Source organism: Capnocytophaga sp. oral taxon 324 str. F0483, assembly GCF_000318315.2.
Lineage (GTDB): Bacteria > Bacteroidota > Bacteroidia > Flavobacteriales > Flavobacteriaceae > Capnocytophaga > Capnocytophaga ochracea.
Genome location: NZ_KB291508.1, coordinates 167816 through 189315, shown reverse-complemented (window position 1 = coordinate 189315; position 21500 = coordinate 167816). Strand labels below are relative to the sequence as shown.

Genomic DNA, 21500 nt, shown 5'->3' with positions numbered 1-21500 from the left:
CGTCTTTTGTTCGTCTTTTGTTCGTCTTTTGTTTGTCTTTCCTTTATCTGCTTGTGCGGCTCGCACTATCTGCCTGTGCGGCTCGCACTATCTACCCGTGTGGCTCGCACCGTTATTAACTTGGTATTATTGGCATTTTTGGCATTATGGTATTAAACTTTTCAGCTTTTACCTCTTAGCTTTCTGAGCAGTTTTAAATCACTTTCTAAAAATATTTGCAAAGGTGCAAAAAAAATATCACCTAACCAAAAAATATTCAAAAAAAATTTTATACCTTTGTCCCATTAATTCAAATTTTAAATGTAATGAAGATAAAATTAACTTCCGCACTTTTGTTATTGATAACGATTATTTCGTGTAAATCAACTACAAACAATCAAGGAGAGAGTACTGCTAATTATGAGGTAATTCCACTACCCGAAATGATTACCACTCCCCAAGCTGATGCCGATAAACCTTTCGTACTTACGGCTGATACCAAAATCACCTATCCAGAAGGTGATGCTTCTTTACAGCAGTACGCTGGATTCTTGCAAGAGTATATCAAAAAACAAGCAGGAATTGAAGTGAATATCGCTCCTAACCAAAACAATGAGACCAACACTATTGCCTTGTTGCAAAATTACCAAAACGACAACAAAGAGGCTTACCAAGTAGTGGTGAATGCAAAGAACATTACTGTAAATGGAGCTTTTAAAGCGGGTACTTTCTATGGAGTACAACTCTTGAGAAAATCCATTCCGGTACAAAAAGTAGGCAAAGTCATCTTCCCTGCTAAAGAAATAACCGATAAACCCTATTTCGCATATCGTGGTGCACATTTAGATAGTGCCCGTCACTTTTTTACTGCCGACTCTGTGCGCATTTATATCGATATGTTAGCACTCCACAATATCAATAAATTCCACTGGCATCTCACCGATGATCAAGGTTGGCGTTTTGAATCTAAAAAATACCCCGAACTTACTGTGGTAGGAAGCACTCGCAGCCAAACTATGGTAAACAAACAGTGGGACACCTTCGATGGTAAACCTCACGGAGGCTTCTATACTCAGCAAGAAATGAAAGACATTGTAAAATATGCCGCCGACCGCAATATTACCGTTATTCCTGAGATAGACCTCCCAGGTCATATGGTCGCTGCTTTGGCTACTTATCCACAATTAGGCTGTACAGGAGGCCCTTATAAAGTAAGAGAAACTTGGGGCATAGCCGAAGATGTACTTTGTGCTGGCAACCCCGAAACTTATGATTTCATTAAAAATATATTAGAAGAAGTAACTGAAGTATTTCCTTCAGAATATATCCATATAGGAGGTGACGAATGTCCTAAAGATAGCTGGAAGAAATGTCCTAAATGCCAAGCTAAGATAAAAGAGTTAGGTATTAAAGGTGATGCTAAACACACAGCTGAAGAATACTTACAAAGTCACATAATTACATTTGCTGAAGATGTATTAGCTAAAAAAGGTCGCAAAATCATTGGTTGGGACGAAATCCTTGAAGGAGGTTTAGCTCCTAATGCTACTGTAATGTCTTGGAGAGGTATCGGGGGCGCTATAGAAGCAGCTAAGTCTAATCACGATGCTATTATGACCCCTGTTTCTTATTGCTACTTCGATTATTATCAAACAGATAAAACCGATAAAGAACCTCTTGCTATTGGTGGTTATGTACCAGTAGAACGTGTTTACTCTTTCAATCCTTACCCCGATGCGCTTAATAAAGAACAACAAAAACACATCTTAGGAGTACAAGCCAATGTTTGGACAGAGTATATCAAGACTTTCAAACACGTACAATATATGGTATTGCCTCGTTTTGCAGCCTTAGCCGAAGTACAATGGGAAGACCCTGCAAAACCTAAAGACTACAATCAGTTTTTACAACGCTTAATGCGCTTACTTCCTATCTACCAGTTAGAAGGTTATAACTATGCTAAACACATATTCGATCTTCGTGCCGAAGTAAAACCTGAGGTAGGTGATATACAAGTAACACTCTCTTGTTTACAAGATACACCTATCTATTACACTACCGATGGAAGTGAACCTACTAAAAGTTCTAACGTGTATAAAGAACCTTTAAAGCTCACCCAAGATACCCATCTAAAAGCTAAAGTATTCGGTCAAGAAACCGAAAGTAGCTTCGAACAACAGTTCCTTTTCAACAAAGCAACCGTACGCCCTATTGAGTTCCTCAGTAAACCTAGTTACAACTATACTTTTGGGGGCGCTATTACCTTAGTTGATGGTAGAAAAGGGGGTACTAATTCACGCTCTGGAGAATGGTTAGGTTTTAGTGAAGCACCTTGTGAAGTGGTGATTACCCTAAAAGAAAATACTCCTGTAAAAGAAGTGCGTTTCAATGCTCTTATTGAAACAGGTGATTGGATTTACCCTCCAACCAGCTTTGAAGTATCGGGGTCTAAAGACGGTAAAAGTTATGATTTACTCGCTAAAGAAAACTATGCGCTTCCCAAGGAACCTCTCAAAGAAATAAAAACTTACTCTCTTTCTTTCCCTGAAAAAGAAGTAACCTATCTAAAAGTGAAGATAAATGGAGTAAACAAAATTCCTTCTTTCCATCAAGGAGCAGCTGGTAAACCTGGCTTCCTCTTCATCGATGAAATTCAAGTATTGTAATAGGCTTACATAACAATAAACAAAAAGCTATCTAATAGTTCTTATTAGATAGCTTTTTTATATCTCAATATGGGGGTATTTCTTCTTGAAAACCTCTATTTTCTGTCGTAATTGTATTTGAAACTGCTGATAACTCTCTGTTTTAGGGTTAAACGGACGATGTTGCAACCCTTTCTGTATAGCATCTACTTGTTTCATATCTGTCTGAGTAGCCTTATCTATATAGGTTTCTACTAAGCGTTCCCAAATATAGTCTATAGCCATTTCCGATGGGTGTACCATATCATTAGCGTAAAAGCGGTAATCGCGAAGTTCATCTAAAAGCATTTCATAGGCTGGAAAATAAGTGCACACCCCCGATGAAAGTACCGAATAAAGTGCTACCAACAAATGTGCTTTGCTCACTTGGTTTTCTAAAAAACCATCTTTCAAGTGTCGTACAGGCGAAATAGTAAAAACACATTGCAAGTCTTTATTCACCTTCTTCAACAGTGCTATAATATGGGTAAGGCTCTCCCCTATCTCTTCTACTGATAATAGTCGTTTTGAGAAGTGTTGTTGAGGCACTTTATGACAATTTGCTACTATCTTATCAGTACTGTTATAGATGTATACCCAAGCTGTACCAAGAGTGATAAAACAGAAATCGGCTTTTTGTAGTGCATTATAAAGTGCTGTTTGTTGTATATTGGCAAGATGAACAGCTTCCTCTAAGCGCGGTTTACTCATATCCGAATGAAAGTCGAAACTGTGCCAAAGTTCATTGTGCAAAAAGAAATCTTCAGCCTCATAAGGAGCGTGTTCTATTGCTCTGCTAAGCACATTTTCAATAGCTAAGGGGTGAAAAAGTATTCCAAAAGGGTTTACCGTAACAGGAATTTTATAATAACTAAACTTTTGTGCCATATTCACAGCAAAGCAAGAACCTATACTCAGTATCTGCGAGTGATAAGTAATCCTTTTAGTAGCCTCGTGTATAGGTACAATTGTTCTAAATTCCATAACGATAAAATAATTAAACATTACTCCTTTCTAAATCCAACAGAAATTGCTTCCTCTCAATTCCACTAGCATAGCCTGTAAGTGTTCCGTCTGAACCTATAACACGATGACAAGGAATAACGATTGAAATACGGTTTTTCCCATTGGCATTAGCAACAGCTCTCACGCCTTTGGGATTCCCCACAGCCGTAGCCTGTTCTTTATACGAACGCACTTCCCCATACGGAATAGTTTGTAACACTTTCCATACTTCCTCTTGAAAAGAAGTCCCCACCAAAGCCAGCGGTAAACTAAACTCTTTACGCTTTTTGGCAAAGTACTCTCTCAATTGTTTCTCCAACTCCGATAACAACAAACTATCCTCATCTACTTGTGTTGCCCCGTAATGCTTTACGAGTATTTCTTGGTCTTTAAGCCAGTTTTTACTATCAACAAAGTCAAGCATACAAATTGCCTCATCAGTAGCTACGGCAAGCATCTCACCTATGGGGGTGTTAATTCTCTTTTTGTATAGTTTCACCATTTTGTTCTTCTTCATTGATAGCTTCTGTGTTATTAGGGTCGTATTCCGTTTCTTCTAAATCTTTGGACTTTTTGCCTAAACCTATTTTAGGGTTTTCTTGTGTTCCCGTTACTTTTATAGGAATTCCAATAATCCCCAAGGGTGGCAAGCCCAAACGCATCTTAAAGTTCAATCTACCGTCAAAGCTACTCTGCCCTTCTATACGTGGTCTAAACCCTGAAACCTTAAACTTAAACCGCTCTACCGTGATAAGATTATTCTTTATACTACTCTTGATGTCAATAGTCGAAAGATTAGCATCTCTCAGTCCGTCTGTACCTGTTCTATCACTGATAACATTAAAAAGCTTAAACCCTTTTAGTTGAACGTTCTTCACCGATAACACTCCTCCTCCTTTTATTGAAGGATAAATAGGTAGCATCTCATCATCTAGCTTCCCTTCTACGGCGTAATCCAATGAAATAATACCTTTGGCATCTTTTGCCATTGCCACCATTTCTCTGAACATCTTTACTTCTTTGTAGGCTCTTTGCACGTCAAAGTCTTTGGCTTTAATCTTAAAACTAAAATTAGCGCGTTTAGGCGTTTCATCTGCGTATTTAGCATCTATTTGTGTAGAAACTCCTATAATATTAAAACTGACGTTTTGCAAAGCTAAGGTTCCTCTATTAAGCTGAGTATTACCTCTCAAATTGTGAATAGTAAGCCCTTGTAAAGCTACATTTTTAAGGTTGGCATTCAAGTTAAAGTTAAAGAGCTTAGGTACAATCACCACCCCTTTTTCAGTTGGAGTATCATTGGTAACCGTTGCTTCCTTCGCTTCTTTTGTCTCTTGAGCAGGGGCTGAAGTATACATAAACTCATCTACATCAAGATAGTTAGAGCTTACCGTAAAGTTTCCTTTCAGCACTTGGTTGTTTGATAGGAAGAAGTTAATAGCGTTGCTCATCCGTCCGTTCATCAAAAAGTCCGATTTCCCATAGGTAGCACGGAAGTCGGTAAAGTGCATATTGTCTTGATTGAAGTGAAAGACCCCTTGCTGAATGATAAACGGTTTAGGCAAGTATTGTGTAGTGGTTTTGATATTACGGAGTTCTATCACTCCCTTATTGTGCAAAAGATGATAACGCCCGTTAGTGGCATCGCTCTGAGTACCTTGTAAGGTAAGGTCGGCTTTGGCATAACCTTCTAATTCCAAGCCTTTTTGTGAAAATACTTTATAAATTTTAGCTATGTCTAACTCTCCTTTGGCTTGTATATCATATCGGATATCGTCGAAATTCTCCATCGATAAATTCACCGTAAAAGGCTTTCCTTCAAACAAGAACGTCGCAGGAGACACATTTACTGCCAAAGTTTTCATCGAGCCATCAGTGTTCTCAATATTCCCTTTGAAGTGAATATCAGTAACCGGATTGGGGTAGTAGGGCGTCTTTACATAACCATCGGAGAACTCCAAAAGCCCTTTCGTGATAGGGAACAATCGTTGTTCAGGAGCATAAGTACCCTTACTCTTCACGTTTGCCAAGAGCATTCCTTTCAGTTGGAAGTCCTTCATATCCATCAAGTGCATCACATTCTCCACATTGATGTTTGCTCTCACTTTAGCATCAATTACAGGAGGCTTTATCCCATCAAGACTTACAATGCCCGAGAAGTACTCCTTACCTATATCAAAGTAAACCGAATCGAGCTTTACTGCCACTTTATCTACGTTCAGCGAAGGCAATCTCGTTTCTATGTTCAAGTACACATTCTCAGCCGGAGCTGGTACTCCCTTATAGCCTACATAACCATCTCTTACCTTCATTTTTAGATAAATATCGGGACTCAAATTCTGTGAGGCTATATATTGCCCTTTCATCGAAAAGAATATATCGGTCTTTCCTTTAAGAGTGGCTTTCTTATGCCATTGTGTAAATTGGGGAGGCAAAGCGGTAAAGAAGTCGTCAAGATTGCTATCCTTAGATTCTATTTCCAAGTCAATGTCATATCCATTGCTCAAAAAATCCAACTTCCCTTTAAAATCCACAGGCAATCGGTTTATCTTTAAGTTGTTTTGCTGAAAGATAAAAGCTAGTGAATTTGTATTAATCTGGGTAATTAGCTCTGCGTTTACGTGTTTGTTCTTAAAGTAGGTTTCCCCTGCAAAAAGAAAATCCAATGATTGTATTTCTGCTTTGGTACGCAAATCGAAGATAGAAGCCTCTAAGCCTCCTTTTCCTAAGTAATTAAAACCATTGGCTTGAAGGTAAATCTCTGTCGATTTATCATCGTATATCAGTCGGGTATTTCTCAGCTCAATACGCTGTAAATTCACCCGTGTATCATCACTCTCCGAGGTACTTTCTTCTCCCGACGATTTGTAAACGTTGTAATTAGCCTCGCCTTGTTTGTTTACTTTTATATGCACAAAAGCATTTTTAAGGTATATCTCCTCTATGTCTATCTTCTTAGAAAACAACAAATCCTTTACATCTATCCCCAAAGAAATTTGCTTTACTGCCACAAGCGTATCATTCTCATAGGGTTTAGAGCCCTTCATCAAGAAGTTATCAAGGTTAAGCGTAAGCGATGGGAAATGGGTAAAGAAAGATAACTTAGCTTTAGAAAAGTTGATTTCTCCGTTCAGATTATCATTGGCAAGCTTCTTAACTTTCTCAGTTACGTACTCAGGGTACACCATTGGAAAAATGATAATGAATGCCAATAGCAATGCTATCAGCACTCCCAATATCTTTAAGCTTTTGAGGATATACTTCTTCATCAAAACAATAAAAGCCTAATCCGTTTAATCTATAAAACTCTGTAGTGCCAATTCATAGCTCTTCAAGCCAAAACCTCCTATTACACCCTTCACCACCGGCGATAAAAACGACTGATGCCTAAACGTTTCACGCGTAAAAGTATTAGAAATGTGCACTTCTACTACGGGCGTTGTAATGGCTGCCACCGCATCGGCAAGGGCTATGGAAGTATGTGTATAGGCTCCTGCATTCAGTATAATGCCATCATACTCAAAACCTATATGGTGTAACTTGTCTATCAGTGCTCCCTCGTAATTACTCTGGAAATAATACAATTCAATATCTGTATATTTCCTATGCAGTTCTTTCAGGTAATCCTCAAAGGTCTGATTGCCATAAACCGAAGGCTCTCGAATGCCCAACAGGTTCAAGTTCGGTCCATTGATAATGATGATTTTCTTCATATCTACGTTATTCTTCTATTTTAATACGCCCTATCCCTTTCACACTTTTCTTAAATACAGGCGGATTCCCTTTCACAGTAATGCCTCCTGCTCCTGCGATAGAAGCATCTACCTCTTGCGTTACATAAGCCGATATACCTCCTGCTCCCGCTATGCGCAAAGTAGCTTTTTCAGCTTTAAGCTCATCAGCATCTACATCGCCAGCTCCTTTCACGTATATGCTTAGGTTTTTGGTTTCTCCTGCAATGTCTATACCTCCTGCTCCAGCCACTTGTAAATCAAGCGAAGTAGCCGTTACCGATGCTTCAAGGTCACCACTACCCTCTAATTTTACTAACAAAGAACCCACTTGCAACTTCTTTTCTGTAGATATATCCACAGCTCCTTTCCCTACTACTCTCTTTAAACGTGTGTCGATAGGTACGTACACAGTAATAGAGGTTTTGAGTGAGTATTTCCTATCAATGCTTATATAAAGCACATTGTTGGAGACTTTGGTCTCTAAATACGAAAGTACCTCTTTCTGTCCTTTCACTTTTATTTTGCCTACCTCTCCTTCTGTAAGCACAAGGTTATAAGCTCCCGAAACTTCTATAGCGTCATAATTCGCTACTTTTCTGTTTTCGGTGATAACTTCTTTGTCTTTTTCTGTCTTCTTTTGGCTGTATCCTATGCCTACAACTAATGTTACAAGGATAAATGTAATAAATCTTTTCATATATTTCATCTGTTTTAATTATTTCTCTTCTGTTAAGTCACTTAGTATAGCTTCTGTCTTCGCCATAATCTCTTCAATTGTAATAGTCTCTATGGCTTTCTCATAACCTTTTGGGTATTTCTTCCCATATACCGAAGTAGGAATGAGTGGATACTGCTCTCTATCTGCCAAAAGAGCATTCTCCTTAGGCTGTAAATAAGGATAAAACCCCGCATAAGGGTGCGTCACTCCCCATAAAGTAAGCGTCGGAATTCCATACATCGCCGATAGGTGCGCATTCCCACTGTCCATTGCTATCATTATATCTAAGTGCGAAATGAGCTCCAACTCTTGTTTAAACGAGAGCTTCCCTACCATATTTTCAGTATTAGGTAAGTTTATTTTGCTCACCTGCTCTTCCTCTTCTTTTCCTCCTCCAAAGATGTAAATCTTGCCACTGTCATACCGTTGAGAAAGTGCCGTTATCACCTCGCACATCTTTTCAAATGGATACTGTTTACCTATGTACGACGCAAACGGAGCAACCCCTATACGCACTCCTTCACACAGTAATTTCTGTACCGTTTCACTCGGTTCTTCTGGCGGTAAAATATATGGTTCACTTAGGTCAATCGGGAAACCCAAAGAAGCAAACACATCAGCATACCGCTCATACGAAGGCTTTAAAGGCTCAAACACTTTACACTTATAGCTGGTAAGTGCTCTCTTTTCTCTACGTCCTTTGTCTATTTGCTTGAAAGGTATTTTGCTACCCTTAAAATAGAATTTCAGTACATTAGTGCGCAACACATTGTGAATGTCTGCCACACCGTCAATTCCCTTTGCTATCAATTCCTTATACAGTTTGTACAGCCCCGATAAACCACTGTGTTTTCCATTAATTTCAGGAGTGAATACCTCCAAGTTAGGAATATGTGAAAACATCGGTGCAAATAACGGTCGCGTGAGGTAAGTGATTTTTACATCGGGATATTGCTCCGAAAAAGCTGTTACAACCGGCACACTAATGGCTACATCTCCCATCGCCGACATTCTAAAAATAGCTAAATGTTCCATTTTGTTTTGGTATTTAAAGTTTTATTAGTACCTTTGGCTTCTCAATAGAAAGGATACCTTTGATAAAGTTGTTTTTGCTAATTCATTTAGTGAAAACAGAATATTATTCTATCTTATCTTCGATTTATAGATAGGTAAGGTTCGAAATTGGTTTATTATGCCTTCGTCTATCTTCCAAGATTCGTATAAGGTTTGTATAAGGTACCTATAAGATAGTATATTTTTCTGTATAGTATCCTCCTTCACTCTCGCCTTATTATTGAGATTGAAAATTGTTAATGGATATGCAAATGTAGTAAAAATTTATAATATGAGACACTTATTTTTAGTTTTTTTTATTGTACAGTCCGCTTTCGCTCAAAATAATACCGTTTTCGATTGCTCCAGAAGCCTTAGAATCGACTTTAATCTATTAGCCAATGCCCAGCGTATAGAGGTAATTTTTCAACAGCTCAAAAGTGAACCTCATTGGGGAGGCTCGCATACTCACCTTGTTTTTCCGAACTTAGGAAACCTGCGCCTTCAACTATTCGACGGCGAAACTCTTGTCTTCTCAAAAGGCTTCAACTCCCTCGCCGATGAGTGGATGGAAATCGAAGAAGCCAAGACCGAAAAACGACTCTTTTATCACGCTATGCAAATTCCTTTTCCTAAAAAGAAACTGTCTCTGCACATCGATAAACGAAACCGTGAAGGCGTTTTCGAAACGATTGCTTCTCGTGAGATTGACCCTAACGACTATTTTATAAAAGAAGAAAAGACCGTTGCCTTCCCTGTGAAGAAAATACTGTATAATGGTGAGGCTTCCAAAAAAGTAGATATAGCCATCTTAGCAGAAGGATACACCCAAGCCGAAACCGAGAAATTCTATGCCGATGCGCAACGTATGACCGATTATATGTTCACCATTTCCCCTTTCGATAAGCTCAAAAACAATTTCAATGTATATGCCATAGCCGTACCTTCTCAAGAAAGTGGCACCGATGTACCTGGAAAGAACATTTTTAAAAACACTGCATTTAACTCTTCCTTCTACACTTTCAATCAAGAACGCTACCTCACCACCAACAGTATTTGTGAAATAGCCGATGCTGCCTCAGTAGTCCCTTACGACCAACTCTATATCTTAGTAAATACTGAAACTTATGGTGGCGGTGGTTTCTACAATCACCTAAATTTGGGCACTGCTGATAACAACCTTTCTGAAAAGGTATACATACACGAGTTCGGACACGGTTTTGTAGGTCTCGCCGATGAATATTACTACGATTGGGATCCCACTTTTCAAGAGATGTACAATACTAAAATTGAACCTTGGGAAGAAAACATTACCTCATTGGTGAATTTTGAGAGCAAATGGAAGGATATGGTAAAAAAGAAGACTCCTATCCCTACTCCTCGCACTCCTAAATATAAAGATGTTGTAGGTGCTTTCGAAGGAGGAGGTTACACCAGTAAAGGCATTTACAGTCCTGCACAAGACTGCCGTATGAAATCTAACGAACCAAAAGGCTTCTGCCCCGTGTGTGAACGTGCTATTCGCAAAATAGTAGACTTTTACACAAAATAAAGAGGAAGCCATAAAACACCCTCTCAACGCTCACCTCGTGATATAGATATACAAATAAAAAATACGCACTAAGAAAATCTTAGTGCGTCTTTTTCTTTTATGCGTCGCTACACTTTGCCAAAGTTTTTGCCTGTGTGGCTCGCACCTTTGGCAAAGTTGATTACCTTAATAATCAATTTCTTTTAGTTATATTGTAGGGGCGATTGGCAAATCGCCCTCACAAAACAAAACTTTTTGTACAGACACTTTTCCTTTTATTGAGCTCTTTTAATAAATATTATATGTTTTGTTCTTCTCTGTTCTGAACGTTATCACTTTATCTTTATTACTTCCTTTTACAATCGCCTTTCCTCTACTATAAACATTCTTATTGGCAGGTAATAACACACTGCATTCTCCTCCATTTAGCGAAGTAATTTCAGCTTTCTCCAATTTGAATCGTTGCCATTCAAAATTTACTTCAAAACCATTGCGAGCTCTCATACCTTTCATAACGCCGTTTTCCCAATCGGGGTGAGAAGGAAGAGCAGGTAAAAAGCGAATAACATTACCCTTCCCGTGACTCTGTAAGAGCATTTCAGCTATGCCCGCTGTACCCCCAAAGTTCCCATCTATTTGAAACGGAGGGTGCGCACAAAACAAATTAGGATAAGTGCCTCCTCCTTGTCCATCAGTTATATTGGGGTTTACAGGGTGTAATAATTGGCGCAACAAAAGCAATGCGTGATTGCCGTCTTGTAGTCGTGCCCAAAAGTTTATCTTCCACGCACGTGACCACCCCGTACCTGCATCACCCCGTATTTCTAATGTCTTTTTAGCGGCTTTGGCTAAATCTGGTGTGTCCCAAGGAGTAATCTCATCATATGGGTATAAGCCGTAAAGATGAGAAACGTGCCTATGTTGTGGTTCAGCATCTTCCCAATCGTCAAGCCATTCGTTAAGGTCTCCTTTTTTACCTATGCGATTAGGAACTGTATTTCTGCTGATACGTTCCCACTCTGTGCGTTTCTTACTGTCTAAACCTAATATCTTAGCTGCATCACTTGTATTAGTAAATAGTTCCCGCACTATTTGCATATCCATAGTAGGAGCCACACAAGTAGTTCCTATTTGTTTTTTACCGTCTTTCAGTTCTGGTAATACATAAGCATTTTCAGGAGAGTTTGAAGGGGCTGTTACCCAATAACCCGTTTTGGGGTCTTTAATAAGCAGACTCTCAAAGAAGGTTGTAGCTTCTTTAAGCACAGGGTAATACTCTCTTAGGAAGTTAATATCTTTAGTGAAGAGATAATGTTGCCAAATATGTTCGCATAACCAAGCGCCTCCCGTAAGAGTAGAACCCCACGTCGCCGATTCACCTGGGGAAGTATAAAACCAAGGATTGCTAATAACGTGAGCCACCCACCCATTAGCATTGTAATAGGCTTTTGCTGTTTTGCTTCCATTGGGTACTAAGTTTTTAGTAAACCTTTGTAAAGGTTCGGTAAGCTGCGACAAATTAGTAGGCTCAGCAAGCCAATAATTCATCTGTATATTGATGTTTAAATGGTAATCGCCATTCCAAGGCGTTTGATACTCTTCAGCCCATAAACCTTGCAAATTGGCAGGCAAAAGCCCTTCACGTGAAGAAGAGATAAGCAAATAGCGTCCAAAGTTATAATACAAAATAGGTAATAAAGCATCTTGCTCACCTTTATAAAAGCGTCCTAATCGCTCAAAAGTAGTAAGACCTTCCGTATTGGCATTCGCTTTTCCATACCAGCGATTGCGGTTAAACAATCGCTGAAAAACAATACTGCTCTCAGCTTTCGCTTTATCAAAACTCATAGGGGCTTTTTGCAAGTACTCATTAGCTTTTTTAGTTACTGAAATATCCAAAAGCCCTCCCTTGTTAAAGTTATAATTAGTTACAGCACTTATCCTTAAAGTAATTTCTTTTGCCGACTGTATAGCAATAGCTTTATGAGTACTCTCTATCTTTCCATCAGTTTGTACATCAACTATCGATGCAAAGTGCATTCCTTCTTTACCATCGTTGGGTAACACACCATTAAGAGTGATTTTATTATTCTGATAGGTAATCGTAGCATTCTCTTTGCGGAAGAGTGAAATATCTAAATTAAGCGGCGAGGTAGCTTTTATTCTCACCCATATCACATCGTTTTTAAAATCAGCAAAAGCTGTTTGTTCTATTGAGTTATTATCTCGTTTAAACGAAGTAACAGCTATTGCTTCATCAAGGCGTAATACTCGTTTGTAATCTTGAATCGGTGACGTGGTTTTCCAATCTAAAAGCAGTTCTGCCAATACTTGATAACAACCATAGCTACAGTTAGCACCTTGTCCCAAACAAGAGCCTTTCCCTTTGGCTACAAAATGCTGTTGTAAGAGTGCTTGTGCTTCTAAGTTTTTCCCTTGTAAAAGTAATTTCTGAATATCTTTCAGATAGTTGTGTGCATTAGGGTCATCAGCCTCTTGTGTCCCTCCTGACCACAACGAGATTTCATTAAGTACAATTCTATCTACATCAGTCTTTCCAAAGAGCATTGCTCCTAAACGTCCATTCCCAATAGGGATACTTTCAGTAAAATGATTTGCTGGTTTATGAAACACTACTGATACATCTTGAGGTTGTGCTTTGAGTAGCGTTCCTAAAAATAATAACATAATTAATAAGTTGGTTCTCATAAGATTGGTATATTTCTAGTTAAGATGTCGCAAAGGTACAAAACAAGTAGCGTACTTCCAAATATTGTTCAAAAAAAAACAGCTCCATACTATTTATGGAACTGTTTTTATTTTTTATATTAAGAAACTGCTATTTCAATAATAAATTTGCTGAACCTACTTCGTTGAGGCGGTCATCATAAACAGTTACTTTATAAGTGCCTTTATCAAACTCTTTTCCTGTTCTGCTGATAAAGTCACACACATCCACATTCTTATTGTCGTAGATGAAGTGAGTAGCTGTACTATAATTCACTGTGTTTTCTCCTTCTGAGGTAGAGTCGTTAGCTCCTAAGGTAACTCCCGATGGTGAAACTACTTTCACATAGAAGTATCTTGAGCCTGATTTTGCTATTCTGTTAGCTCCTACAGTAAAGCAAACTCTTAATTTCTCAGCTGCACGACCTCTTTCGGTAATTTTGTTCTTAGTGCCTTTTACAGCTTCTATTGTAAGTTTGCTAATTTGAAGTGCAGAACCAGCTTCTACCACTTTCTTTAAGCTATTGGCTTGGCGAGCAAGTGAATCGGCTTTAGCACTTGTGTCGTCTAATTTTACTGACACACTGTCTAAATCCTTTCTGATAGCAGTGTTGGCACGTGCCAATGAGTCGTTCTTTCTGATTAAGAAATCACGCTCTTTGGCAAGAGCAAACGCTTGGTTTTTAAAACGAGCCAATGCCGAAACATTAAGTTTCATATTCTGCAATGAATCGATGTACTTGCCAATCTTGTCACGCGCATCAAGCAAATCCTGATTCACGTTTTTGTTATCGTCCACTACTTTGTCGTAGCTTCCTTTCAAAGCGTTCAAATCTTTAAGCACTTGCTCTTTCTGAGAGTTAAGATCTGCTTCCGTTGCCTCTTTGTTTTTGTTAAGAGAATAGGTATAATAACCTAAGCCTCCTGCTACCAAAGCCAAAATAGCAATTAAAATTTTCGATAAAACACCACCTCTCGGTCTGTCATCATCATTGGGGTATGAAGGATACGATTGCCCTCCATCTGTTCCATTGGACGCTGAGTCCATAAAAATAGGTTTGTCGTAATTATTACTCATAACTTATGATTTTTACTCCGCAAATGTAGGTAAAAAAATATATAACAAGCAAATTTTTATATTTTTTTTAACACTATTAAAAAAAGAAATAGTACTTTTGCAACCGTTTTTTAAGTACAAAATTATTATGTTAATACGTTATTTTGCAATCGTTTTCGGCTGTTTAGGCTTAGGAGAACTCATCGTTGCTCTCACACACATTCCTTTTCCTTCAAGTATCATAGGAATGCTCTTTCTCACCCTATTTTTAGAGCTTGGTTGGGTGAAATTACAGTCTATAAAAGCTCTTTCAGATTTATTAATTTCTAATTTAGGATTGTTTTTCGTACCCCCAAGTATTGGCATTATGGCATACTTTAAACAGATAGGTGAAAACTTTTTAGCTATCTTCCTTTCTATTATTATCAGTACCGTAGTAGTGATTGTTATAACTGGTCACGTATATCAATTCTTCCGTAAAAAATTAAAATAATGAAACCTTTTGTAGAAAACGAAGCCTTCCTTTTGGCTATTACTTTTATCCTCTATTACGGGGTATTACTTTTGCAACGCAAATATAATTCGGTTTTTTTAAATCCCGTATTAATCACTGTTTTAGTGCTTATTTCTTATCTAATAATCTTTGGTATTTCTCCTCAAAAATATGAAGAAGCCGGTAAGTATATCGATTTTTGGCTCAAACCCTCTATTGTAGCCTTGGGGGTACCTCTCTATTTACAGCTCTCTAAGATAAGAAAACAGCTGATACCCTTAGTGCTCTCTCAGTTTGTAGGTAGCTTAGTAGGGGTACTTACAGTTTGTTTGGTAGCCAAATGGTTAGGGCTCGAAGACGATATCGCCATTTCATTAGCCCCTAAATCGGTTACTACCCCCATTGCGTTGGAAGTATCGCGTATGCTCAATGGCATTGAACCTATTACAGTAATGGCGGTAATGACCACTGGTTTCTTAGGGAATCTTTTTGGTATTACCTTCCTGAATTGGTTCCGCATCAAAAGCCCTATGGCTAAAGGCATTTCATTAGGTACCGCTTCTCACGCTTTGGGTATTATGGCGGCGTTCAACCTAAGTGAAAAATACGCGGTATATGCTAGTTTAGGAATGATTTTTAACGGCATCTTTACCGCTGTATTAGCACCCCCAGTAGTACATTTGCTTTTTTAAGTAACTTATCACATCTCATTAGCTCATTGCAAAATTTTTCTTTTACAGGTATCTTGCTAATTCAAAAAAAAGTACTACCTTTGCCCCCGATTTGGAGTAACCTCTGGCGAGAGTCGTGAATGTTGCCCATTGATAACATAATTATTTATATTTTTTATGGAACCATTATTAAAGTACGTACAAGACAACTTTATCGAAAAAAAGGACTTCCCCGATTTCTCTGCTGGTGATACTATCACTGTGTATTACGAGATTAAAGAGGGTGATAAAAAACGTACTCAGTTTTTTAAAGGCGTTGTTATTCAACGCAAAGGTCACGGCGTAACCGCTACTTTTACTATTCGTAAAATGTCAGGAACCGTAGGTGTAGAACGTATCTTCCCTATCAATATGCCTGCCCTTCAAAAAATTGAAGTAAACAAAAAAGGTAAAGTAAGACGTGCTCGCATTTACTATTTTAGAGGACTTACTGGTAAAAAAGCCCGTATTAAAGAAGTTCGCTAATCAGTTAAACAAACTTATAAAAGCAAAGAGTAAGACCTTCCTTCCTCTTTGCTTTTTTCTTTTCTAATACCTAATCCATAAAACCTAACACCTAAACATTTGTACGCAATACTCGACATAGAAACCACAGGAGGTAAATACAACGAAGAGGGCATTACCGATATCGCCATCTATCAGTTCAACGGGCACGAAGTAACCGACCAATTCATATCATTGATAAACCCCGAACGCCCCATTCAAGAGTTCGTTACTAAACTTACAGGCATCAACAACAAAATGTTGCGCAATGCCCCTAAATTCTATGAGGTTGCCAAACGCATTGTCGAAATTACCACCGATTGCATTATCGTAGGTCATAATGCCGCCTTCGATTACCGCATCTTGCAAACTGAATTTCGCCGCTTAGGATACGACTTTGTCCGTACAACGCTCTGCACCGTAGAACTCTCCGAGCGACTCATTCCCAATAAAGAATCATATAGTTTAGGTAAGTTAGTGCGCTCCTTAGGTATTCCTGTAAGCGACCGGCATCGTGCTTCTGGTGATGCCTTGGCTACCCTAAAACTCTTTAAATACCTACTCGAAAAGGACACCAAAAAGGATATCATTACTACCTCTGTCAAGCAAGATATTCATTTAGAAATGGCTTCTCGTCATCTGAAAATACTTGACACTCTCCCTGAAACATTAGGGATTTTTTATATGCATAACGAAGAAGGTAAGGTCATTTACATCGGGAAATACAAAAATATTAAACAGCAAGTAAACAGGCTCTTCACTTCTCCTTCCAAACGCGATAGATACTTGCAACGCCATACTTATCGAGTTACTTATCAAGAAACAGGCAATGAACTCATCGCTACTTTAAAAAGATTAGAAGAAATACACCTCAACCTCCCAAAAAGCAATGGGCGAAATCCTGAAAAAGAAATAAATATCACTTATGCACTCACTTCTCACTTTAATACTAAGGGATATCTTTGTTTTTCAATAGAATTATTATCCACTCAAAACGAAATTATCACTACTTTTGAAACCAAAGAACAAGCCGAGCACTTTTTAAATCAAATCACTGAAGAGTACCATTTAAACGAAGTAGATTTCAATAACGAAACCGTAGAGGAGTATAACACACGCGCCTCTGAGGTGCTTTCAAAATACGGACTTGTGCACCGAAACGTAGCTATTGTAGATAAAGGTAGAGTAATAGGCGAGAAAAGCATTATTTTAGTAGTCGATGGCAATATTCAAGGCTATGCCTTCTTTAATCTGAATTTCCAGCTTACTCAATTAGAGATGTTACAAAACCTCATCACTCCTTTACCCAATTCATTAACAAACCGTCACCTTTTGCACGCTTACTTGCGACGAAAACCCAAAGTAAAAGTGCTAAATCTAAGCGAACAAAAACCTTATCATAATGAATAAACGAATTTTTATTACGCTTTTAGGAGCCTTTGCCTTTTTAGCTGGTTGCAACCAAACAGATAGCAATGCAAATGTTACAGCGATGAAAGAATCAGCTGAGAAGATTTCAAAACTCACCGATTCTATCAAGAAACTCGATGAACAACGCATCGAAGCGCTTAATTTCAGTCTCGAAACAAACGAGTTAGCACAACAGTATTTCGAAGATTTGAAAATTGACAATCCTTCACAAATTGTTGTCAATGCTTTAATGGAGATGAATGTAAAGGATACTAAAAACCCTTACATCAAATCTGAAAGCAATGGGAAGTTCTTGTTTAATAAAATAAGAATACTGAATGAAAAATGGGTGATTTGTGAATTTACTGATGGTGAATTGTGGGGTGACCTACTTTTGGAATACCATATCGACGGGAATCTAAACCCTACCTTCAAACCACTAAGTGAGGTCATCCACCCTAAATAAATCCGAAGCTATACCATCTGAGAGGAATCTGCCTTTGCGCGTTACTTTCAGATGGTTTTCTTCTATAACTAAAAGCTCATCGGCAAGGTACTTCTGTGCTTGTTGTAACAAATATTGGCGGTAACTTTCCCCAAATACTGTTCTCACTTCTTCTAAATCAATCCCTACCATCGTGCGTATACGCGTGATGATGAGTTCGTTATATCGGTTATTAAGGGTAAGTTCTTCTTTTTCCTGTGGCAAAATCCCCTGCTGTATTTGTTGTATATACTTAATGTTATGAGCGATATTCCAACTACGCTCCTTCCCGTTAAAACTGTGGGCTGAAGGACCTATTCCCATATAGGGCTTGCCAAACCAATAAGCCGTGTTATTCCTGCTAAAATACCCTTCTTTGCCAAAGTTTGAAAACTCGTATTGTATAAACCCCTCTGCTTCCAGAGTATCTATCAACATTTGAAAGTGAGTGTAAGCCTGCTCATCGCTTATTGGTGCGATTTTACCCGTCGCAATAAACTTGTGCAAAGCTGTTTTTTCTTCTACCGTAAGCGCATAGGCTGAGATATGCGGAATATCGAAAGACAGTGCCTTATTGATATTCTTCTGCCAGCGTTCCTCACTCATTTGGGGAATGCCGTAAATCAAATCAATCGTGATATTATTAAAATACTGTGGAGCTATCTGTAATAAAGTCTCTACTTGGCTTACTGTATGCACTCTGTTCATCAATCGCAAGTCCTCTTCAAAAAACGACTGCACTCCTAAACTGAGCCTATTGATACCCAAAGAGCGTAATTGTTTCAAAAATTGCTCGGGACAAGTAGTTCTAAAAAAGTCATCAGGATTAGCTTCTAAGGTAATTTCAGCTGTGGTATTTACCTTGTAATGTGTGAAGATAGTGCGAAAAAGTTGTTGTAATTCGTCATACGAAAGGATACTGGGCGTCCCTCCTCCTAAGTAGATAGTCTGTAACTCACTACCTACGGCTTCCCCTTTGCGCAAAATGAGTTCCTCACAAAGGGCATTTACCATTTCTCCTTTTCTTTTCAGAGTAGTCGAAAAATGGAAATCACAATAATAACAAGCACGCCTACAAAAGGGAATATGAATGTATAAGCTATACAAAATGAAGTATTTTTTAACCTATACGGTCTTGATTTTGTTTTACAAAAGCGTCCCAACCACTATAACTTTGTTGTTTTTGCGACTTGCCACCGTTAAAAAAGTGACAAACAGCCACCGCCAGACCGTCGGTTGCGTCAAAGTGTTTGGGGAGTTCTTTTATATTCAGAAGTTGTTGAAGCATTTTGGCTACTTGTTCCTTGGAGGCACTACCATTACCCGTAATAGCCATTTTCACCTTTTTAGGTTCGTATTCAGTAATAGGAATTTCACGCGATAGCCCTGCTGCCATCGCCACTCCCTGCGCTCTTCCGAGTTTCAACATCGATTGTACATTCTTGCCAAAGAAGGGCGCCTCAATAGCCAATTCATCAGGCTTATAGGTATCTATCAGCTCCAAAGTGCGATTAAAAATCACACTTAGTTTTAAGTAGTGATTGCTGTATTTACTAAGTTGAAGCTCATTTAGCTGTAAGAGCTTCATAGTATCTCTTTCCACCTGAATAAGCCCAAACCCCATAATAGTAGTGCCTGGGTCGATACCTAAAATAATGCGTTCCAAAAGCTACGACTAATTATTTAACGTTAATTTCAATAGGCAAATTAAATTGCGTACTCACGTTCAGTCCGTTCTTGGTAGCTGGTACGATAGCATCTTGCTCTGAGAGCGCCGATAAATTAGCGCGTAATGAGTCTTCAAAGGTTTCACTATCAGTACTTAGTAATTCTTTTGTCTTATCATTGGCTTCTATACCTATAAGCACTATTTTACCTGTATTATCCACTTTTATATTCAGTAATACACGGTCGGTAACAGGCTCTGTTACTTCATAAGGGGCTTTTTTCAAACGCTCTTGAAAAAGGGTTGTAAAAGTCCTCTCAAAACATTCTTTCTGTCCTATCTTCGTCGTTGCTGTATCACATACCCCCCTAAAAATAGGATAAGAGTCTACGTCTTCCTTCACTATTTCCGAGAATTTTATTTCAGCTATTGAGTCCAACTTATGTTGCAATTTTGCTTCTTTCTGCTCAGGAGTGAGTTGGTTACCATTGTCGTTACACGCTACAAGTGCCAATGATAAGGCTAAAAAACAAAAGTAAAATTTCATAATTAAATGTTTAATAAGTGTTTTTACGGCTCAAAAGTATTACAAAAAATTGATTTACAAAAATAAATAACACTTTTTCTTCGTAAAAATATTCCCTTCTAATCTTCTTTTTCGTCAAACCTCTTGTATAACAACCTGATTATAAGTGTAGTACATTCCTCCCATTGCCTACAACAAAATTTCCGTACTTTCGTAAGGTTCTTGCCCTTTTAGGAAGATTCTAGCCGTCAAATCGCCTTTAAGGCTAACCTTCTCATCTTCCACACGTAGCCAACTACCTTCTCGCAAACCTATCACAGGAGTATCGTTAAAAACGTGGAATTCCTTAATTCGCGTTTCGCGAGTTTCTCCCTTGTGTTTACTTTGGGGGTCTGGGTCAAGGTAATGAGGGTTGATATTAAAAGGCACAAGCCCTAAGGTTTTAAACGAAGGCGGGTAAACAATAGGCATATCATTAGTAGTCTGCATTGTCTGTCCAGCGATATTGCTCCCTGCGCTTGTTCCCATATAAAGCGTCCCATTTTCTACTGCTTCACGCAATACGTCCATCACTTCCAATCCGTACAACTGATTTACCAGCACGAAGGTATTCCCTCCGCCTGTAAAAATCGCTTTTGCCTGCCTAATAGCCTTTTTAGGGTCAGCGAATGTGTGTAAGCCCACTATCCTCTTCCCTACTCTATTGAAAAACTGTTGCGCAATCTGAGTATATTCATCGTGCGTAATACCACTGGGGCGTGCATAAGGCACAAACAATATTTCGTCAATTCCTGTAAAGAAATCAATCAATTCATCTTGTAAATAAGAAAGATAAGTACCCCCATATACAGTAGAAGTACTCGCTAATAATATTCTTTTCATCACTGTTTTATTTAGTTATAACACGCAAAGATAATAAAAAATCAAATAGCTTGTATCTCTTCCTCTTTTATTTTACCTTTACTTTTCCCTCGCCACATTCCCCCTCTCTGAGGTAGCCAGCGACAGCTGGGTATGTGTAAAGGGAGAGGTTTCTTTCGCTTTTTCCTCGCTACACTTCTCCTTTTCCGTCACACTCCCCCTAGTGCCTATGGCCTAAGGCCTAGTGCCTCTTCCCTTTTCTTTCGCCTCGAAACCCCGTTTTTACCATTTTTAGTACTGTTATATAATATTATGAATCAACTATTTACACACCCTTTCTATACCAATCGTCCAAGAT

Annotated in this window: 19 protein-coding genes; 7 read left to right on the top strand and 12 right to left on the bottom strand. The window is 38.6% G+C overall.

What is annotated here, in order from left to right:
• Positions 1–305 precede the first annotated feature (305 nt).
• The gene (locus HMPREF9072_RS04565; RefSeq protein ID WP_009410760.1) at positions 306–2645 is read left to right on the top strand and encodes a beta-N-acetylhexosaminidase; all 2340 of its coding nucleotides are present in this window, start codon (positions 306–308) and stop codon (positions 2643–2645) included.
• A gap of 57 nt (positions 2646–2702) precedes the next feature.
• On the opposite strand, the gene HMPREF9072_RS04560 is transcribed toward HMPREF9072_RS04565, so the two are convergent.
• From HMPREF9072_RS04560 to HMPREF9072_RS04535, 6 genes are read right to left on the bottom strand one after another with little or no spacing between them, the layout of a single operon-like run.
• Positions 2703–3647, bottom strand: coding sequence for a GSCFA domain-containing protein (locus tag HMPREF9072_RS04560; RefSeq protein WP_034566150.1), 945 nt, complete (start codon positions 3645–3647; stop codon positions 2703–2705).
• Between the two features lie 13 nt (positions 3648–3660).
• On the bottom strand, positions 3661–4185 hold the full coding sequence (locus HMPREF9072_RS04555; protein WP_009410758.1) for a methylated-DNA--[protein]-cysteine S-methyltransferase: 525 nt from the start codon (positions 4183–4185) through the stop codon (positions 3661–3663).
• Positions 4142–6937, bottom strand: coding sequence for an AsmA family protein (locus HMPREF9072_RS04550; RefSeq protein WP_009410757.1), 2796 nt, complete (start codon positions 6935–6937; stop codon positions 4142–4144). The genes HMPREF9072_RS04555 and HMPREF9072_RS04550 overlap by 44 nt, the downstream gene beginning before the upstream one ends.
• Positions 6938–6961: 24 nt before the next feature.
• Positions 6962–7381 (bottom strand): type II 3-dehydroquinate dehydratase, encoded by a 420-nt coding sequence (aroQ, locus tag HMPREF9072_RS04545; RefSeq protein ID WP_002672802.1) that lies wholly within the window; start codon positions 7379–7381, stop codon positions 6962–6964.
• A gap of 7 nt (positions 7382–7388) precedes the next feature.
• Positions 7389–8108 (bottom strand): head GIN domain-containing protein, encoded by a 720-nt coding sequence (locus HMPREF9072_RS04540; RefSeq protein ID WP_009410756.1) that lies wholly within the window; start codon positions 8106–8108, stop codon positions 7389–7391.
• A 9-nt stretch (positions 8109–8117) separates the two neighbouring features.
• Complete coding sequence (locus tag HMPREF9072_RS04535; protein ID WP_009410755.1) at positions 8118–9155, bottom strand: glycosyltransferase family 9 protein; 1038 nt, start codon at positions 9153–9155, stop codon at positions 8118–8120.
• A 310-nt stretch (positions 9156–9465) separates the two neighbouring features.
• On the opposite strand from HMPREF9072_RS04535, the gene HMPREF9072_RS04530 reads away from it, so the two are divergent.
• Positions 9466–10725: a M64 family metallopeptidase gene (locus HMPREF9072_RS04530; RefSeq protein WP_034566149.1), complete on the top strand. Its 1260-nt coding sequence runs from the start codon at positions 9466–9468 to the stop codon at positions 10723–10725.
• Between the two features lie 267 nt (positions 10726–10992).
• Here the strand turns inward: HMPREF9072_RS04530 and HMPREF9072_RS04525 are convergent, their stop codons facing one another.
• Both HMPREF9072_RS04525 and HMPREF9072_RS04520 read right to left on the bottom strand, forming a co-directional pair.
• A complete protein-coding gene (locus HMPREF9072_RS04525) occupies positions 10993–13413 on the bottom strand; it encodes a glycoside hydrolase N-terminal domain-containing protein (RefSeq protein WP_369814597.1) in 2421 nt (806 codons plus the stop codon).
• A 130-nt stretch (positions 13414–13543) separates the two neighbouring features.
• Positions 13544–14509: a hypothetical protein gene (locus HMPREF9072_RS04520; protein ID WP_002672807.1), complete on the bottom strand. Its 966-nt coding sequence runs from the start codon at positions 14507–14509 to the stop codon at positions 13544–13546.
• 127 nt (positions 14510–14636) lie between these two features.
• On the opposite strand from HMPREF9072_RS04520, the gene HMPREF9072_RS04515 reads away from it, so the two are divergent.
• The 5 genes from HMPREF9072_RS04515 (at position 14637) to HMPREF9072_RS04495 (ending at position 18071) form a co-directional block, all read left to right on the top strand.
• Complete coding sequence (locus HMPREF9072_RS04515; RefSeq protein WP_009410752.1) at positions 14637–14981, top strand: CidA/LrgA family protein; 345 nt, start codon at positions 14637–14639, stop codon at positions 14979–14981.
• Positions 14981–15673, top strand: coding sequence for an LrgB family protein (locus HMPREF9072_RS04510; protein ID WP_002672811.1), 693 nt, complete (start codon positions 14981–14983; stop codon positions 15671–15673). The genes HMPREF9072_RS04515 and HMPREF9072_RS04510 overlap by 1 nt, the downstream gene beginning before the upstream one ends.
• Before the next feature lie 156 nt (positions 15674–15829).
• Positions 15830–16177 (top strand): 50S ribosomal protein L19, encoded by a 348-nt coding sequence (gene rplS / locus HMPREF9072_RS04505; protein WP_002672812.1) that lies wholly within the window; start codon positions 15830–15832, stop codon positions 16175–16177.
• A 99-nt stretch (positions 16178–16276) separates the two neighbouring features.
• Complete coding sequence (locus HMPREF9072_RS04500; RefSeq protein WP_009410751.1) at positions 16277–17605, top strand: exonuclease domain-containing protein; 1329 nt, start codon at positions 16277–16279, stop codon at positions 17603–17605.
• Positions 17598–18071 carry a hypothetical protein gene (locus tag HMPREF9072_RS04495; RefSeq protein WP_009410750.1) on the top strand — a complete coding sequence of 158 codons (474 nt, stop codon included), beginning with the start codon at positions 17598–17600 and terminating at the stop codon, positions 18069–18071. The genes HMPREF9072_RS04500 and HMPREF9072_RS04495 overlap by 8 nt, the downstream gene beginning before the upstream one ends.
• Here the strand turns inward: HMPREF9072_RS04495 and hemW are convergent.
• The 4 genes from hemW to pepE all read right to left on the bottom strand — a co-directional run bounded on the left by hemW (position 18045) and on the right by pepE (position 21163).
• A complete protein-coding gene (gene hemW, locus HMPREF9072_RS04490) occupies positions 18045–19196 on the bottom strand; it encodes a radical SAM family heme chaperone HemW (protein WP_083475887.1) in 1152 nt (383 codons plus the stop codon). The two genes, HMPREF9072_RS04495 and hemW, sit on opposite strands and share 27 nt — an antisense overlap.
• Positions 19197–19209: 13 nt before the next feature.
• Entirely contained in the window at positions 19210–19755 is a 546-nt protein-coding gene (ruvC, locus tag HMPREF9072_RS04485) for a crossover junction endodeoxyribonuclease RuvC (protein WP_002672831.1), read from the bottom strand.
• 13 nt (positions 19756–19768) lie between these two features.
• Positions 19769–20302: a hypothetical protein gene (locus tag HMPREF9072_RS04480; RefSeq protein WP_009410747.1), complete on the bottom strand. Its 534-nt coding sequence runs from the start codon at positions 20300–20302 to the stop codon at positions 19769–19771.
• A gap of 168 nt (positions 20303–20470) precedes the next feature.
• On the bottom strand, positions 20471–21163 hold the full coding sequence (gene pepE, locus HMPREF9072_RS04475) for a dipeptidase PepE (protein ID WP_009410746.1): 693 nt from the start codon (positions 21161–21163) through the stop codon (positions 20471–20473).
• Between the last annotated feature and the right edge of the window lie 337 nt (positions 21164–21500).

Coding starts and splice junctions, on each gene's coding strand:
- HMPREF9072_RS04565 (WP_009410760.1), top strand. CDS start 306: ATGAAGATAAAATTAACTTCCGCACTTTTGTTATTGATAACGATTATT.
- HMPREF9072_RS04560 (WP_034566150.1), bottom strand. CDS start 3,647: ATGGAATTTAGAACAATTGTACCTATACACGAGGCTACTAAAAGGATT.
- HMPREF9072_RS04555 (WP_009410758.1), bottom strand. CDS start 4,185: ATGAAGAAGAACAAAATGGTGAAACTATACAAAAAGAGAATTAACACC.
- HMPREF9072_RS04550 (WP_009410757.1), bottom strand. CDS start 6,937: ATGAAGAAGTATATCCTCAAAAGCTTAAAGATATTGGGAGTGCTGATA.
- aroQ (WP_002672802.1), bottom strand. CDS start 7,381: ATGAAGAAAATCATCATTATCAATGGACCGAACTTGAACCTGTTGGGC.
- HMPREF9072_RS04540 (WP_009410756.1), bottom strand. CDS start 8,108: ATGAAATATATGAAAAGATTTATTACATTTATCCTTGTAACATTAGTT.
- HMPREF9072_RS04535 (WP_009410755.1), bottom strand. CDS start 9,155: ATGGAACATTTAGCTATTTTTAGAATGTCGGCGATGGGAGATGTAGCC.
- HMPREF9072_RS04530 (WP_034566149.1), top strand. CDS start 9,466: ATGAGACACTTATTTTTAGTTTTTTTTATTGTACAGTCCGCTTTCGCT.
- HMPREF9072_RS04525 (WP_369814597.1), bottom strand. CDS start 13,413: ATGAGAACCAACTTATTAATTATGTTATTATTTTTAGGAACGCTACTC.
- HMPREF9072_RS04520 (WP_002672807.1), bottom strand. CDS start 14,509: ATGAGTAATAATTACGACAAACCTATTTTTATGGACTCAGCGTCCAAT.
- HMPREF9072_RS04515 (WP_009410752.1), top strand. CDS start 14,637: ATGTTAATACGTTATTTTGCAATCGTTTTCGGCTGTTTAGGCTTAGGA.
- HMPREF9072_RS04510 (WP_002672811.1), top strand. CDS start 14,981: ATGAAACCTTTTGTAGAAAACGAAGCCTTCCTTTTGGCTATTACTTTT.
- rplS (WP_002672812.1), top strand. CDS start 15,830: ATGGAACCATTATTAAAGTACGTACAAGACAACTTTATCGAAAAAAAG.
- HMPREF9072_RS04495 (WP_009410750.1), top strand. CDS start 17,598: ATGAATAAACGAATTTTTATTACGCTTTTAGGAGCCTTTGCCTTTTTA.
- HMPREF9072_RS04480 (WP_009410747.1), bottom strand. CDS start 20,302: ATGAAATTTTACTTTTGTTTTTTAGCCTTATCATTGGCACTTGTAGCG.
- pepE (WP_009410746.1), bottom strand. CDS start 21,163: ATGAAAAGAATATTATTAGCGAGTACTTCTACTGTATATGGGGGTACT.